The following is a 14,482-nucleotide window of genomic DNA, read 5'->3' as shown; positions in this document are numbered from 1 at the left end:
AGTTGTCTTTTGTGGTCTCCTATTGGCTCAAAAATCACCCAAAAAATGCCCAAAATTCTGAAAAAAACATCCAATATCTGCCCAAAATATTCGGTCATTTTTGGAGTAAACATGAAATATAATTGGCTAGAAAGGCCATGGGATTGAACACGCTACACTTAATTTTGACCCAATCACGATAAACAACAAACGGCCACTAAAAACCATAAGAAATCAGATAGTTAACGTGAATTTTAAGAGGTGGTCATGTTGTCTATAAAAGTCGGTTATTGTCAATAAATAAATTCGCAATAAACTCTTTTTTTATTTAACGAATTATTCACTCTACCCTTGCCTTCACGCATGGCGTCCCTGGTCGCCTTATTAGGAACGCTGACTTCAAAAGTCATACGCTTTTCATCAGCAATACACAGCATCAGCAGGCGAATGGCATCAGATACTGAAAGTCCTATCGCTTCTAGGCACCGGTTGCTCGCATTTTCGTTTCTGAATCAATTCTGGCACGTACATAGGTATCTACATTACCCATGATAGCCCTCCAAAAACTCTATATTTTATTAGCGTAGTCTCATCGTGACTACAAGCTCAATGGTTATCGGGATGGGGTAATCATTGGAAACGAAAGGATAGCTAATGCAATTCAAATTTCACCCAAGTACATATCTACCAATAGCAGAACGCCCATTTTAACGATGATACAAGTTTTCCTGGATGATCTGAAAACCACGCCATCCCCAATAAACTCGATGGTATTGGATTTTTCCTTCTTTTATCTCCATTACTTCCATAAAATCCATTTGTTCGCCATCAGGTGTTTGTCTAGGATATTCAAAAATCAGTGTTTTTCCATCTGTAAAGAAATTTTGTTTAAAATGTTTGCGTATGAAAGGCTTACGTTCCGCGACTTTTTCAATTAATAAGCGCAATTCACTTTTTCCTCTTAAAATTCCACTGTCCGTTTCCAATAAATGGGGTATAAGTGGACTTTCTATAACGGCATCATCTGCATAAAGCTCTAAAAGGCTTTCAATATCATTATTTGCAAGTGCTTTATCCCATGCTTTGTAAATATTTTCTGCTTGTTGTTTTAACTCATCTTGATTAGCCATATTATGCTTCATAATTTTACCTTATCGGTTTAATTAGTTATTTAAGGCAAGGTATCAATAAAAATAAATGCGCGGAAATTTTATTGAAAGCAATCGCGTTAGTATATCAGAAGATGATAGCCGTATTATAGAAAGGGCTGGTCTTGTGTCGCGACCAAACCCATTGGATTGACACAAAGCAAGTCCAACCTCGCTTGTTACGTAACATTATACAAATATATGATTGAGCATCAATATAGAATTATTACTAATCTTAAGAATGAGAAATATCTTACAAACCATTCAGAATTTATACTCGTGACTTCATGCTTTATTTTGTTATGATGAAAAAACGAGAAGGCGGATTTAAGGCATCAAGCAGGATGTAAGCCATATGGATAGTGGCCTTCAATTCCCCCTCGACCAGTCTTTTAAAAATCCTAGCGACTGGCGTAAGCCACCGAATAGGGTTGGCCAAAATATAATAGATTATCGACAACATCTAGATTAGGTTTCTTTCCATTTAAAATGGGGCCATCAGCAATTTTATTTCGCCGAAATTTTAATTCAGTCAAATCCTTATTCAGAAATGCAATGGTTGCATAAACATAGTCATTCCAAAGAGTGGGGGTATTATCGGGTTCGCTTGGATTGATGGAATGTATAAATCGATGTTCTGCCATCTCATAATCATTACCAAATGCATACATTTGTCCTGCATGCCAGGTGACTCCAATCACCTGCCAATCTGAAAGGATATTTCTATTCTTATCGAGATATTTATCAATCAAAACTCCCATTTCATCATAACAAGCGAGCTTAGCATATTTCCGCCATCCAGTTTCGGATTGATCGAAACTGTCATAATCCATGGACAAGAGTTTTTCTTCTTCGATAATGGATATATTACAACTTGCAGAAAAAGCCGACGGTATTAAATTGCATAACAATAAGGCAAAACAAATAATTCTTGTATTCATATTTTTTTATAATCTTTGGGGATAATTAATAAGGCATCTCAAATATAGCCATTTGCATCTGGTGCTTTATTTAAACTCAGGGTTTCTTTTTTCAGCAATAACCAGCATGATAATATGCTGGAAAAAAACTTGGATTCCTTAATAACGTGAATTCGATATAACTGGTCAAACGACAGCCACGAACGTTTTTTCAATATTCAAGGAAGGTTTCTTTGGCTTAAGTGCATAAGCTGCCAAACCAGCCAAGATATTGACCATAAAATTAAAGACAGAACGATGCCTTGAGTGTTCGATATTTGAAATATTTTTTAATTGGTCAATAACAGATTCAACAATGACTCTTTTTCTCAGCAGGACTTTGTCAAAGGCATCGAGCACTTTTTGCTTCATATTTTTTCTGACTTTGGTCAGTAGTTGCAAGCCTCTTTCAGCAAGTTTCTCGGTCAGATTTTGGGAAATATATCCCTTATCTCCAATCATTTTACCCAACAGATTTTTACTTAAATCGGGCACAACCGTTCGGTCATCTGTTCGGCTTGAGGTTATTTTAAAAGCCATTAGCTCACCTTTATCATTGGCCACCAAATGAAGTTTAAAACCAAAATACCATCCCATAGTTGATTTGGACTTCTCCGCTAACCCCTTAAATGTTTTATTCTGTTGCGCTCTTTTAACGTGGCAGACCTCAATAGGGGTTGAGTCTACGAAATAAATGCCAGTTAGAGTCTTTGATTGATTGTGGCAAAATGCCGTTAATGGCACTATACAAGATGACATCAGCTCAGTCATTCTGCTATAGCTGACCAGTTTTGGGAAATAGGGACGTAAATCTTTCTGCAAAACATAAGAATAATAGCTTTTGAAGTTTCGATAATTGGATTGGTGATAGTGTATCACTATCGTCATTATTTCGGACATAGACAGGCTACAGGGTTTCTTCCTGACTTTGCCTGAAATATTTATAAGTTGCTGCTCAAAGATTGGTAAAAACTTTTGACAAAAATCATCGACAATACAGAATAATTCGACTAACTTATCCATTCTAGGCCTCTTGTATCCTATTACTGTTCTTAGAAAAAACAAATAAGATCACAAAAGGTCTGGGTTTTCAATATATTTTCTCTTTGCAGGATAATCCTTAAACAGTTACATCGAATTCACGTTTAATATGTAAACTATACGATTATTGCGTTCAAAGCAGAGGATGTGGAAATCGTAATACATCTTTAATTAATAACGAAATTGCTACTTTTTCCTTATCTGCAGAAGATATAAAAAATGCTGAAAAACATCCTAACAGCAATAACTTTAAAAACAGCAGGTTTACGAGAAAGATAGATAAAAACTGTATAATATCTCGGCTAAACGATTTAATGGAGTGATATGACTAAAACAATCTATAAAAAAGAAGTCTTTGGTAATGGCGATACAACCTTTGTACTCGATAAAAATAACCACTTTCCCTGTTTAACCAATATCAAAAAACAAGCTAATGCGCGCTGGGATCTTCATTCGATGGCCTTAACAATGGATGGTTCGGTTTACGTTTTTGGTTGTAATTATGAGGGACAACTTGGCCTTGGTGATACAAACGAGCAAAAAAAACCCACTAAAATTGAAGGATTACCGCCAATCAAAGATTTTGCCTTAGGTCATATGTCTTCATTTCTTATTGATGAAAAAAATAACGTGTATAGTTTTGGTGAAAATCGATATGGTCAATTAGGTTTGGGACACAAAAATAATGTTTCAGTGCCCCAAGAAGTGACGGCTTTAAAAGGTTGCAATATAACAAGAATTCATTACTGGCACTCCGCAGCCTTTTTCTTGAGCACGGAAGGTAAGGTTTATTACAGTGGCAGCTTTGATCACTCTGCGATGTTCTCACCTACAAAACCAAGAGTTTTTTATGGCCTGCCACCTATAACTAAAATTCATTCAACAACTGATTTCACAGTGTTCCTGGCCGGTACAGGTGAAGTTTATGTGCAACCAGATAATAATTGTGTTCATACCTACCATAAGCCTGCTAAATTACAAAAATTACCGTTTAAAGACATCATTGATATTGGTATATATAACATTACAACTTATTCAGGGTGTGGTATATCCACGCAGCTGTTACTAGATAATTTCGGCAAAGTGTTTGTGAGTGGTTTTTTAGATGAGCCTTTGGATTTGCCTAAAGTCAAACGTATGACTCAATATATTCAATTAGAACAAAGTAAGTGTCTTGATAATATCTTTGAGTTATGCGATGGATCATTTGCCATTGTGGGAATCAAACAAAAGTCTAACCTGGACTTTGAAATAATAGATAACAGGGTTGTACCAGATAGTAAGCTAGCGGAGCAGCTCAGAAAAGCTATGGATGAGCGTGCGATGGAGGAAGCACCATTGAAGCTTGAAAAGGATACATTTGGCTTAGGTATATGTCAGATATTTTAATAGACCATTTTGATGAACTGCCTGATCCGAGGACAAGAGGCATACAGGCGGATATCAATGCTATATGTCTAATAATTGTCAGTAAATTGCGGGGTTTGCGGCTAACTCGCCAACTTAGATATTTTTTATTTGCTTGGCTAAAGAAACAAGGATAGATAATCCATGAATACAGCCTTATTCGGGTAACGAAAAGTCGAAAATAGATTGAAATTTAGTCAAAATTATCACCTTCGGATGCTCAAGAAATTACTGACATTATCGAGCACGTGAAAGAATATAAGGGTTCGGATAGCCTTCAATTTTAGCGACTCTCCGCGCCCATTCCTTTTCCCAATCGCCTGGCGGGTGCTCTTTGTTCCATACCTCAAAAAGCTTTCTTTGTGCCTTGCTTAATCGTATGTGGTATTTTTCTGCCATAAACAAATTGGCTCTGGCTACAACCCCCTTCACGCGCGCAGGCGGCTCTGCTTTCCTTAAACTTCGATCGGCGGTGAAATCACAACCATAAGTTAAATGCTTATGGCTTAAGGGGGAATAGCGATAATTTGAGCGCAGCTGATTAATCACTCCTACAGCTGGCCAAAGGTTATAAAGTTCAGCTTCGGCTTTTCGAAAGTCAGCATCCACCTTCTCACAGCATGGACGCCCTTTATAAGGTTTACCGTGTTTGCTGCATATCGGCTCACGCCAGCATTTAAAATGCTGTCCAAAATGTTCAGCGGGCATCATGTGTTCCCATTCCATACGGTGCGCCCTTTTGATAATGGATGCTTTTTGCATATGACAGCTCGCCAAGTCCACCTGCTTTTGAGCATTGTACTTACAGCCGCAATACAAGGTTTCGCGTTTATCATAGAAGATTTGAGCGGCTATTTTTTTGGCTTGCAGGAAATTGGCAGGAGCCTTAGCGTAAGCCACTGTGACCGCGCAAAGGACAATGAGAAGTCTTGAAATAAAGCTCATTTTTTATTCTTTTTCATTAAGGGGTGCTAACGGTATCACATATTTTTCAAAAAACAATCAACCGTTCAACCAAACGACAAGCGCTACTCCAATGCTTGGTGTCTTAAAAATTTTTTTATTCAAGATAGTTTGATTTTACATGCACTTAATGATGCCCTGCCCTCTTTTGCGCAAAATCCCTGTTTACAAAATAAGCAACGCTGTCTATGATTTGATAAATGTACGATTATCAAATGAGGTATCACATGACCCATCAAAGCAAAACTCATGGCGGTAAACGAGAGGGTGCGGGTAGACCAAGAGGAAGTAACGTCTATGGTGAGCCCACCAGGCCCCTTCGTGTTCCTGTATCCCGTCTTGATGACGTTAAGGCTTTTCTCGCATCGGGGCAAGGTATGGAGTTACCGCTTTATTCAAGCACCGTTCGTGCCGGCTTCCCCTCTCCTGCGGACGATTACATTGAATGCAGGCTCGATTTAAACCAGCATTTAATCAAACATCCGGCCGCCACCTTTTTTGTGAGAGCCTCTGGTGATTCCATGAACCATGCGGGCATTCAATCCGGTGACATGCTCGTGGTTGACCGAAGCATAGAGGCCATACACGGTAAAATCGTCATTGCCGCCATTGATGGAGAGCTCACCGTTAAACGGCTCTTTAAAAAAGAAGGCCAGGTCAAGCTTTTGGCTGAAAACCCAAATTATCCGCCCATAGATATCACCGAAGAACAGGATGTCATCATCTGGGGCGTGGTGACTCATGTCATTCATGAGGCTGAATAAATGTTTGCCCTTATCGATTGCAATAATTTTTATGCCTCATGTGAACGGCTTTTTCGACCGGATTTACGGGATAAACCTATCGTTGTGCTGTCCAACAATGACGGTTGCGCCATTGCGCGCTCCAATGAAGCCAAAGCCTTAGGCATTAAAATGGGAGACCCTTATTTTCAGATTAAAGACCTCTGTACAAAACATCAGGTTCAAGTCTTTTCTTCCAATTACACGCTGTATGGTGATTTATCTCAACGGGTGATGTCTGTTATTCAAAACAGTTGGCCAGAGGTGGAAATTTATTCCATCGATGAAGCCTTTCTGCATTTAAAGCATTTACCGGAGCACCAACACACCGCATTTTGTGAACAACTACAAAAAACAATCCTAAAAGTCGTGGGCATTCCAACCTCTATCGGTATCGGCAAAACCAAAACTCTGGCTAAACTTGCCAATCACATCGCTAAAAAACGATTAAAAATTCCTGTGTTTAACATCCACTCTTTTTCGGACTGGCTCGATAAAATTGACGTCGAGGACATTTGGGGTGTCGGAAGGCGTTGGAGTTCTAAACTACGCTCCATGGGCATTCAAACCGCAGGGGATTTATCCCGCGCTCATCCAGCGCTCATTAAAAAACGCTTTAATGTCGTCTTACAACGAACCCTGTATGAGTTAAGGGGCTTAGCCTGCCTTGAGCTTGAAGAAATAGAGCCCAAACAGTCCATCGTCTCATCCAAATCCTTTGGCATCATGCAGACAGACTATCACCAACTGGCTGAAGCCATCAGCGCTCATGTCGCCAGCGCCTGGGGAAAGTTACGCCAACAACATCTGGTTGCACAATACCTGTCCGTCTTTGTGCTGTCCAACAAACACCGTAAAGACTTAGACCAATATTCCAATTCGCTGGGCTTTAAACTCATTAACCCCTCCGATGACATCAGGCAACTCACCAAATGCGCGAAGTTCTGTCTCAAACGCATCTATAAACCTGGCGTTTATTATAAAAAAGCAGGCGTGCTTTTAGATGGATTAATCCCTAAAGAGCCAAGGCAAATCGACTTGTTTAATCCCCTACCCCATGAGTCCACAGTCCATTCAGAACAATTGATGAAACGATAGAGCTTATCAATCATCGTTTCGGAAAAAGTACTGTGCATCTTGCATCCGAAGGACACACCAAACTTTGGAAAATGCGGCGTGAGATGAAATCACCCAATTACACCACTCAGTGGAGTGAGCTGCCGGTGGCTAAGTTTACTTAGCAGCACTATATCAATCAGATACGACCGTACCACCAAGGTTGATAAGCTTAGATTTGTATTTTACAGATCAAGTAACCTATCGGGTGGTTAATATAGAAAAGTAACGTTATTAAAAGACTACGAACCAGCTTCTTCAAATTGAGTTTAGAACAATTGTCAGACAACTTGTCCCCCAAAATATACAAGTAGAAGTTGACTCATGAAGTTTTGTCCTGCACAGAGCGGGCCTCCTTTGTACGGGACAAAAAATCATAAAAAAATAATGGTGAGGGAGGGGGGGTTAGAAATAACTCGCTGATTTTAAAAGTATTTCATATAATCATTTCGTCTAAAAAAGGATGTAATATGAAATATATCAGCGAGTTGGTGGAAATTTTAGGTCAACAATTATCTTGGCACAAGTCTCGATTGGATTGTTTTGGACAAATGTTATTAGCTTTATTTATGGTACGCAGTGTAAATCTAAGTGAAATTGCAGTGGCAATGCCAGGTGAAGCCTTAATCGAATCACGTTATAAACGAGTAAAACGATTTTTTTCTGGATTTACCTTTCCCTTTGAACCGATTTCTCGCTGGATTTATTTATTATTTTTTTCGCAATCGCAATCAGTCTATCTTGCGATAGACAGAACCAATTGGTTCTGGGGAAAGGCAAAAATCAATATTTTTATGTTATCAGTTTGTTATGAAGGTCTCGCTATCCCCTTGTTTTGGACGCTCTTGGATAAAGCAGGCACGACCACTGCAAAAGAACAAATCAATCTTATTTCTCGCTTTATCGCCCTTTTTGGTAAAGAACCTATTCAAGGTGTTCTAGCCGACCGTGAATTTCCTAATAAAGCGCTTATAGCCTGGCTCGTTGAAGAAAATATCCCTTTCTATTTACGAATTAAGGGCAATATGGATGTCTGTATCGGTAAAAAGAAATTTAAAACTTCGGCACAACTTTTCTCACATCTTGCTCCCTTTCAACAACAGGTATTTGGTATGCGGGTCCATGTCTTTGGGCAGCCTCTCTATTTGGCTGGGAGCAAAAATTCACGTGATGAACTGATGATTGTAGTGACCAATAAAAACCCCAAAAATGCTATTGCATGCTATTTGCGCCGCTGGGAAATTGAAACGCTTTTTTGTGCCTTAAAATCTCGTGGATGGCGGTTTGAAGAAACCCATATAGTCGATCAAAGTCGGATTGAAAAACTTATTGCTCTTCTTGCTATTGGTTTCGTATGGGCTCATAAAATTGGGGAGGGGAGAGCTCAGCTAAGACCAATCCCTCTTAAAAAATTACGTCATCAAAAAAGACCTCAAAATTCGTTCTTTAGGCTGGGTCTTGATACCTTGCGTGATTTTTTAACCAATTTTAAAATCAATTCTAATTTGTTCCTTAAATACTTAAGCTGTATTGATATTAAGCCAATGGAGAATTGCTTTTAAAAAATTGTCCCGTACAAAGGCGGGCCTCAACAGGGCGATTTCATCAAAGTTCAAAAATCAAACGATAAGAGTATCTCAACTGTAGAAGAGAGCGTTGATTTATCTGGCAAATTAAAATAGAAAGTGTTAATAATCAGGCACCTACGTTGACCGACGTAGATTATAAAAATCTTAAGAAGGAGCCTGATTGTGTTAGAAAGTACGCGTAAATTTGGAAAAAATCAATATTTGTTTCATTGTTTCCTATCCATTGAGGACCCACGTGTTGGAGGTCGTTGCACGTATTCACTTTTAACGACACTGATTATTGTTTTATGCGGATTAATTTGTGGCTGTGATGGATGGAAAGCCATGGAGATATTTGCCAGGAGCCGCAAGCGCTGGTTAAGCCAATTTATTGATGTAAGTGAAGGTTTGCCAAGCCATCACACATTGGCACGGGTATTTTCTCTGATTGACCCTTTAGAATTTGAGCGTTGTTTAAGTTCATGGATAGAAGGAATCAGTCAATTTTTTATGGATGAGCTGATTGCGATTGATGGTAAGACGAGTCGTGGCTCCTCTTATCACTGTTGCTACACAAACATTTGATTACGATGGGAACATATTTTACTGATGCTACAATCGAAGAACCAGAAGCAAAGGATGTGTGAGAATTTACGGTTTCAGAGCAAATCTAACCTTCAAACCGTAAATTTTGCCACGACTGGGTCAATACCCCACTTAATGGTAATTTCTGATTTTATTTAAAAAATGTTCTTTTATTCTACAGATTAATATATTATCTTCTTTTAAAATTTCTAAATAATTTAAGTCTATTAAATACCTGATGCCATCTATAACAAGTGGGGTTTTGTCAGTATAGTAATAAAAACGCACTCTACCTGGCTTACTATTAAAAATACAATGGCTGTCTAACACTACTAGTTCTCTGATACTTTTATTCTCTGGCTTGGTAATGTCATCTTTCATTTCGTTCGCAAGCTCTTTATAGGTCTCAAAAAAATACTCTAAATTTTTGTTTTCTTCTTTTAATAAAAATTTTCGTTCTGATCGTGCAGACAATTTATTTGTTATAAAGTATGTGCACAATGCAGTAATTGGGGCTGTAATAATTACTGTTAAAAAAACGGTCCACACTAAATTTATTGTACTTTCCATACATCAGTTCCTTAGAAATGGTTAATTATCAAAAAGAGATTCAATGGTTGACTGCATTTCTTCTTCACTTGGCTTGACATAGCGAAATATCTCTTTAATCGACACATTACCGCTGACCTCCTGAGCAAAATGCACGCCATGTTTGTCAGTCACTCTTTTTAAAAAAGTGTGACGAAGTTTATGTGAGCTAAAGTTGAATTTTTCTTCATCCGGCAAAAAGGCCAATGCCTGTTTAACTAAGCGTTGACAACCCCGATACACATCAAGTGTTTTTAAGCGGGTATTATAACGAGAAATAAATAATGGATCTTCTATATCTGGCTGCCTTTGCTCTAAGTATTGATCTAAAAATTGTCTGGATTCAATTGGTAAAGGCACTCTTCCAGTCACCCTCTTGCTTTTATGTCGAACCACATTCGATAGTCCTTTGCGTTCATACTGATAAACATCCAAAGAAACCAGCTCCGATGCCCGAAGGCCACTTCCTAATAAGGTATAAAAGATAGCCACTTCTAAAAGTGGGTTTTGATTTCTACGAGTGCAGCTTTTGATACGTTGTTCACAAGCTGATTTAAGTCGCATTAATTGTTTTGAATTTAGTCCATTCCAGTCTGGCGAATCAACCTGAACATCTTTGACCTGGGATAAGGGCTCACCAGCCAAAAGTGGCCGATGTTGATGTAACCACCTACCCACATGACGAATGGTAGCCATCGTGCGATTAACCGTTGTTGCCTTATAGGGTTTTCCTGTCACTGATGAAATAGTGGAGGATAAACTTTTTTGAAACTGTTTGCTTACAGCTGGCGTCCAACTGTCCACATGATCATGCCCTACTTCCATTTCAAAGAACTGAATAAATTTTGTCAGGTCCTTCATTTTGGCTTGTTCAGTTTTTTCAGGTGCTCCTTTGACATGAACCTCATAATAATATCCAAGCCATGCCTTCAAAGAATTGATATCAAATTGAACACTCACCTTGCTTGAAATCTTATCTAGGAAAGTAGACCAGCGGACCTTCCCCGCCAGCCCCCTCGCAGAACCGTACGTGAACCTCTCGATTCATACGGCTCCCATCAAGCAAAGTAACCACCTATACCTACTCCCCAATGGACAAACAAGGCTGGATGTTTTTGTCTCATGGACTCTAACATCTTTCCTGCTCTCATTTTTCCATTAAGTTTTCTATACTTACGCATGACCCATTTTACTAGTACTGAGTTAAATTGATTCCATATTGGTCCAAGGCTCGAGGGACAATATTTACCGTAATATTGCATCCATCCTCTTAGAGTTGGATTACAATAGGTAGCTATTTCCTCAAGACTTAGTTCCACTCTGTATTTCAACTTCCATTGCCTGACTCTTTCTCTCATTGCTTTACCGGCAGAAGAACTCACTGCGGGAGTGAAACTCACAAATAATATCTTGGTGTCACGACTTCTGACTAATCTAGGTTTAAATTCATAACCCAAAAATTCAAAAGAAGTTACAGAATATTTGCCCTTACGGTTACTGTCTTTGCAATAGATCACCTTCGTTTTTTCAGGATGTATCTCTAGGCCGCATTGTTTAAATCTTTGTTTAAGCTGATTAAGCATATCCAACGATTGCTTTTCTGTTCTACAATGCACAAGCCCATCATCAGCATATCTACACCACGGTTTCCCAGGGTGATTGATCTGCATCCACTTATCAAAGACATAATGTAGAAATAAATTACTCAATACTGGACTAATAACCCCGCCTTGTGGTGTGCCTTTTACTCTCAGGACTTTACTACCGTCAGGCATTATGATCGGCGCAGTGAGCCAACGTTTTATGTAAAGGATTATCCACTTTTCTTGGGTATGTTTTTCTACTGCTTTTATAAGAAGATTATGCGAAATATTATCGAATAGACCTTTGATATCAAATTCGAGAACCCAGTTATGTTTCCAACATCTTTTTCGTGTAATTCCTACTGCATCAAGCGCAGATTTGTTAGGTCTATACCCATAGGAATCTTCTAGAAAATATGGCTCCACCTTGGGTTCAAAAGATAATTTGACCACCATTTGAGCTATTCGATCACTTACTGTAGGAATACCTAAAGTCCGTGTTCCTCCTGATTTCTTTGGAATTAAAGCTGCCATAACAGGTGGCGGAAAATAACTACCCGATGATAACCGATTCCAAATTTTATAAAGGTTCCCTTTCAGATTTTGTTCAAAATCTGTGAGACTTTGTCGATCAATACCAGCTGAGCCTGCCTTAGCTTTAACAAGTTTATAGGCTTCCAAAACCTGTTTCTTCGGTATATTAAACACTTTTGTCATCTTTAATATCTCCTCCCAGCTATCGCTGGTTGAATATTTAATCAGACTACTTGACCCAACCCCTTTGCTCTACGATCATTACAACCGCTTCATAGCTACTACGAGCTGGTCCGCCCCAGTGCCTTGCTTTGGTACTCTAATCCTTGTGGGATCTCCACTTGGACATCTCCCTTAACATCAAGACGACTGGTTCCCGTAGTTCCACAGAAAAGCCTGAATTAAGATCACGCCACCTTTACGCCGAGCACCACTTACCCAGAATCCAGATTGCCGATAAGTTTATCTCAAAGATTTGTGACGTCCTTGATTTTGATGCTACTTAATTCAATTTCGACGCGTCAACAGTGGTTCGCTGCCACTCGTCTTCTTAATTCTTACCTTGCCAGATCATTGTCTGACGTTCCTCATCACTCACGACCACTGCTCTTAACAGCCGCCGCATGAGGTGGTTTGAGATCTACCGCTGGTGATCGATCTCGGTGGGCCTACCACCATCTTTTCCGTAGCTTGCTACGGCATACTCACAAACTTCGGATTTTTGTCGTTTTGCGGATCGAGCAAATTCAAGGGTCACTCCTGTGGCTTTTTCTTGATATTACCCTATTTGAGATGGATAAGGTACCGACCTGTTGTAAAAGTTGAAAATGTTATTTACAAAACATATAGATAGTGATCTAATCTGTTTTTTATTAATGCTCCTTTTTTAAATGCAAGGTAAACTGATTCTAAATCATAACGATCATGACTACCTTTATTTGGATAGTCTAATCCCTAAAGAGCACTTCCTTAGAAAAGTTAACAGCAGAATTGAGCTGTCATTTATAGGCTCAATAACAGAGGATTTATACTGCCCCAATAATGGGCGTCCTTCCATTGCCCCAGAACTATATTTCAGAATAATGCTGCTAGGTTATTTATTTTCAATCAAATCTACCAGAAAACTTATGGAGCAGATTCAATATAACATAGCCTATCGATGGTTTTGTGGCCTTAGCTTAAAAGATAAAATTCCCCATCATGCAAGTTTGAGCAGAATAAAGAAAAGATTAAAAAAAGATATATTTGAACAAGTATTTTTTAATATTGTTAGTCAATGCGAACAGGCTGGGTTAATGGATGGCCAGAGTATAATGGCTGACAGTACCTTTATTCAAGCAAATGCATCACTCAATTCAATGAATCCCATAGATGAGAATTCACCTCGTAATAGAAGGCCGAATGAAGCTAGGGAAAACTCAAAATGGCAACTTTCAAATAAAACTCACCGCAGTAAAACAGATCCAGATGCAAGTCTTGCTTTTAAGACAGGAACAGCAAGAAGCTTGAAATATAAAGCACACGTTTGTTGTGACAGTAAAAACAGGGTAATAACAGATATTCTTGTTACTACAGGCTCAACACATGATTCACAGCCGTTTATTGGCTTAATTAAAAAGTTAAAAACCAAACTATCCTACCCAGTCAGTGAAGTGATAGCTGATAGAGCTTATGGTTCTGGAACAATTTTATCCTTTCTTAAGGATTATAAAATTCGTTCTTTCATTCCTCTTTTTACAACTCGTACTGGCAATAATAGTACTGAATTAGAGGGAATAACCTATGATTATGACCAAGAAACATATATTTGCAGAAACAATGTTCCATTTCATGCCAGCAAGGTAAGTTCCCAAGGGTTTATTACTTATCGAACAAGGGTGAAAGATTGCAGAAACTGCTCATTAGCTGGATCCTGCCAAGCTCCTATTGCAAAAGGGAGAGGCATTCGAGTCATGTCACGACATATTCACGACGACATTTTTAAGCAAGTCAAAAAAGAGATGGAAACAGATATTTTCAAGCAAAAATTAAGAGAAAGACTCTGGAAAATTGAAGGTGTTATGAATGAACTAAAAAACCAAAATGGTTTGCTTAGGGCACAGTCTCGAGGAATAGAAAATGTCCAGAAACAAGCATATTTAGCAGCTATCGCTATCAACATTAAACGGTTGGTATTTTTTGTTCTAATAATAATTAGCTTAAGATGATTAAAAAGATCAAAATATGCCA

The 14,482-nt window shown here is 38.7% G+C and carries 12 protein-coding genes and 2 pseudogenes; 6 read left to right on the top strand and 8 right to left on the bottom strand.

The window, feature by feature from the left end; all coding sequences use genetic code 11:
• Positions 1 to 272 precede the first annotated feature (272 nt).
• The 4 genes and pseudogenes from E4T55_RS15445 to E4T55_RS08020 form a co-directional block, all read right to left on the bottom strand.
• A pseudogene (locus E4T55_RS15445) lies at positions 273 to 464 on the bottom strand (type II toxin-antitoxin system RelB/DinJ family antitoxin); the annotation flags it as partial.
• Between the two features lie 222 nt (positions 465 to 686).
• Complete coding sequence (locus E4T55_RS08030; RefSeq protein ID WP_115325393.1) at positions 687 to 1,109, bottom strand: nuclear transport factor 2 family protein; 423 nt, start codon at positions 1,107 to 1,109, stop codon at positions 687 to 689.
• 419 nt (positions 1,110 to 1,528) lie between these two features.
• The gene (locus E4T55_RS08025; protein WP_058501871.1) at positions 1,529 to 2,068 is read right to left on the bottom strand and encodes a hypothetical protein; all 540 of its coding nucleotides are present in this window, start codon (positions 2,066 to 2,068) and stop codon (positions 1,529 to 1,531) included.
• A 165-nt stretch (positions 2,069 to 2,233) separates the two neighbouring features.
• Positions 2,234 to 3,109 (bottom strand): IS982 family transposase, encoded by an 876-nt coding sequence (locus E4T55_RS08020; RefSeq protein WP_115325326.1) that lies wholly within the window; start codon positions 3,107 to 3,109, stop codon positions 2,234 to 2,236.
• Positions 3,110 to 3,451: 342 nt separating this feature from the next.
• On the opposite strand from E4T55_RS08020, the gene E4T55_RS08015 reads away from it, so the two are divergent.
• On the top strand, positions 3,452 to 4,516 hold the full coding sequence (locus E4T55_RS08015) for an RCC1 domain-containing protein (RefSeq protein ID WP_058502436.1): 1,065 nt from the start codon (positions 3,452 to 3,454) through the stop codon (positions 4,514 to 4,516).
• 255 nt (positions 4,517 to 4,771) lie between these two features.
• Here E4T55_RS08015 and E4T55_RS08010 read toward each other — a convergent pair whose 3' ends face one another.
• Positions 4,772 to 5,479 carry an endonuclease gene (locus E4T55_RS08010; RefSeq protein WP_058502435.1) on the bottom strand — a complete coding sequence of 236 codons (708 nt, stop codon included), beginning with the start codon at positions 5,477 to 5,479 and terminating at the stop codon, positions 4,772 to 4,774.
• Positions 5,480 to 5,724: 245 nt separating this feature from the next.
• Here E4T55_RS08010 and E4T55_RS08005 point away from each other — a divergent pair, with 245 nt between their 5' ends.
• From E4T55_RS08005 to E4T55_RS07990, 4 genes and pseudogenes are all read left to right on the top strand, one after another.
• Positions 5,725 to 6,261 (top strand): LexA family protein, encoded by a 537-nt coding sequence (locus E4T55_RS08005; protein ID WP_115325325.1) that lies wholly within the window; start codon positions 5,725 to 5,727, stop codon positions 6,259 to 6,261.
• A pseudogene (locus E4T55_RS08000) lies at positions 6,262 to 7,520 on the top strand (Y-family DNA polymerase). It abuts the gene before it with no gap.
• A 345-nt stretch (positions 7,521 to 7,865) separates the two neighbouring features.
• Positions 7,866 to 8,957: an IS4 family transposase gene (locus E4T55_RS07995; protein ID WP_058502884.1), complete on the top strand. Its 1,092-nt coding sequence runs from the start codon at positions 7,866 to 7,868 to the stop codon at positions 8,955 to 8,957.
• Positions 8,958 to 9,146: 189 nt separating this feature from the next.
• Positions 9,147 to 9,548, top strand: coding sequence for an ISAs1 family transposase (locus E4T55_RS07990; RefSeq protein ID WP_165475152.1), 402 nt, complete (start codon positions 9,147 to 9,149; stop codon positions 9,546 to 9,548).
• Positions 9,549 to 9,680: 132 nt separating this feature from the next.
• Here the strand turns inward: E4T55_RS07990 and E4T55_RS07985 are convergent, their stop codons facing one another.
• The 3 genes from E4T55_RS07985 to ltrA all read right to left on the bottom strand — a co-directional run bounded on the left by E4T55_RS07985 (position 9,681) and on the right by ltrA (position 12,436).
• A complete protein-coding gene (locus E4T55_RS07985; protein ID WP_058502883.1) occupies positions 9,681 to 10,118 on the bottom strand; it encodes a hypothetical protein in 438 nt (145 codons plus the stop codon).
• A 21-nt stretch (positions 10,119 to 10,139) separates the two neighbouring features.
• Positions 10,140 to 11,096, bottom strand: coding sequence for a tyrosine-type recombinase/integrase (locus E4T55_RS07980; protein WP_223168285.1), 957 nt, complete (start codon positions 11,094 to 11,096; stop codon positions 10,140 to 10,142).
• A 98-nt stretch (positions 11,097 to 11,194) separates the two neighbouring features.
• Positions 11,195 to 12,436, bottom strand: coding sequence for a group II intron reverse transcriptase/maturase (ltrA, locus tag E4T55_RS07975; protein WP_058502881.1), 1,242 nt, complete (start codon positions 12,434 to 12,436; stop codon positions 11,195 to 11,197).
• Between the two features lie 707 nt (positions 12,437 to 13,143).
• On the opposite strand from ltrA, the gene E4T55_RS07970 reads away from it, so the two are divergent.
• Positions 13,144 to 14,460: an IS1182 family transposase gene (locus tag E4T55_RS07970; protein ID WP_058502880.1), complete on the top strand. Its 1,317-nt coding sequence runs from the start codon at positions 13,144 to 13,146 to the stop codon at positions 14,458 to 14,460.
• Positions 14,461 to 14,482 lie beyond the last annotated feature (22 nt).

The organism is Legionella israelensis, from assembly GCF_004571175.1.
Taxonomy (GTDB): domain Bacteria; phylum Pseudomonadota; class Gammaproteobacteria; order Legionellales; family Legionellaceae; genus Legionella_D; species Legionella_D israelensis.
Note: the sequence above shows the minus strand (reverse complement) of the source record. Positions and strands in the feature narration are given on the sequence as shown.

Bases quoted from the DNA above. Each gene is read 5' to 3' on its own strand.
- E4T55_RS08020 (WP_115325326.1), bottom strand. From the start codon at position 3,109: ATGGATAAGTTAGTCGAATTATTCTGTATTGTCGATGATTTTTGTCAA.
- E4T55_RS08030 (WP_115325393.1), bottom strand. From the start codon at position 1,109: ATGGCTAATCAAGATGAGTTAAAACAACAAGCAGAAAATATTTACAAA.
- E4T55_RS08005 (WP_115325325.1), top strand. From the start codon at position 5,725: ATGACCCATCAAAGCAAAACTCATGGCGGTAAACGAGAGGGTGCGGGT.
- ltrA (WP_058502881.1), bottom strand. From the start codon at position 12,436: ATGACAAAAGTGTTTAATATACCGAAGAAACAGGTTTTGGAAGCCTAT.
- E4T55_RS08015 (WP_058502436.1), top strand. From the start codon at position 3,452: ATGACTAAAACAATCTATAAAAAAGAAGTCTTTGGTAATGGCGATACA.
- E4T55_RS07985 (WP_058502883.1), bottom strand. From the start codon at position 10,118: ATGGAAAGTACAATAAATTTAGTGTGGACCGTTTTTTTAACAGTAATT.
- E4T55_RS08025 (WP_058501871.1), bottom strand. From the start codon at position 2,068: ATGAATACAAGAATTATTTGTTTTGCCTTATTGTTATGCAATTTAATA.
- E4T55_RS07995 (WP_058502884.1), top strand. From the start codon at position 7,866: ATGAAATATATCAGCGAGTTGGTGGAAATTTTAGGTCAACAATTATCT.
- E4T55_RS08010 (WP_058502435.1), bottom strand. From the start codon at position 5,479: ATGAGCTTTATTTCAAGACTTCTCATTGTCCTTTGCGCGGTCACAGTG.
- E4T55_RS07970 (WP_058502880.1), top strand. From the start codon at position 13,144: ATGCAAGGTAAACTGATTCTAAATCATAACGATCATGACTACCTTTAT.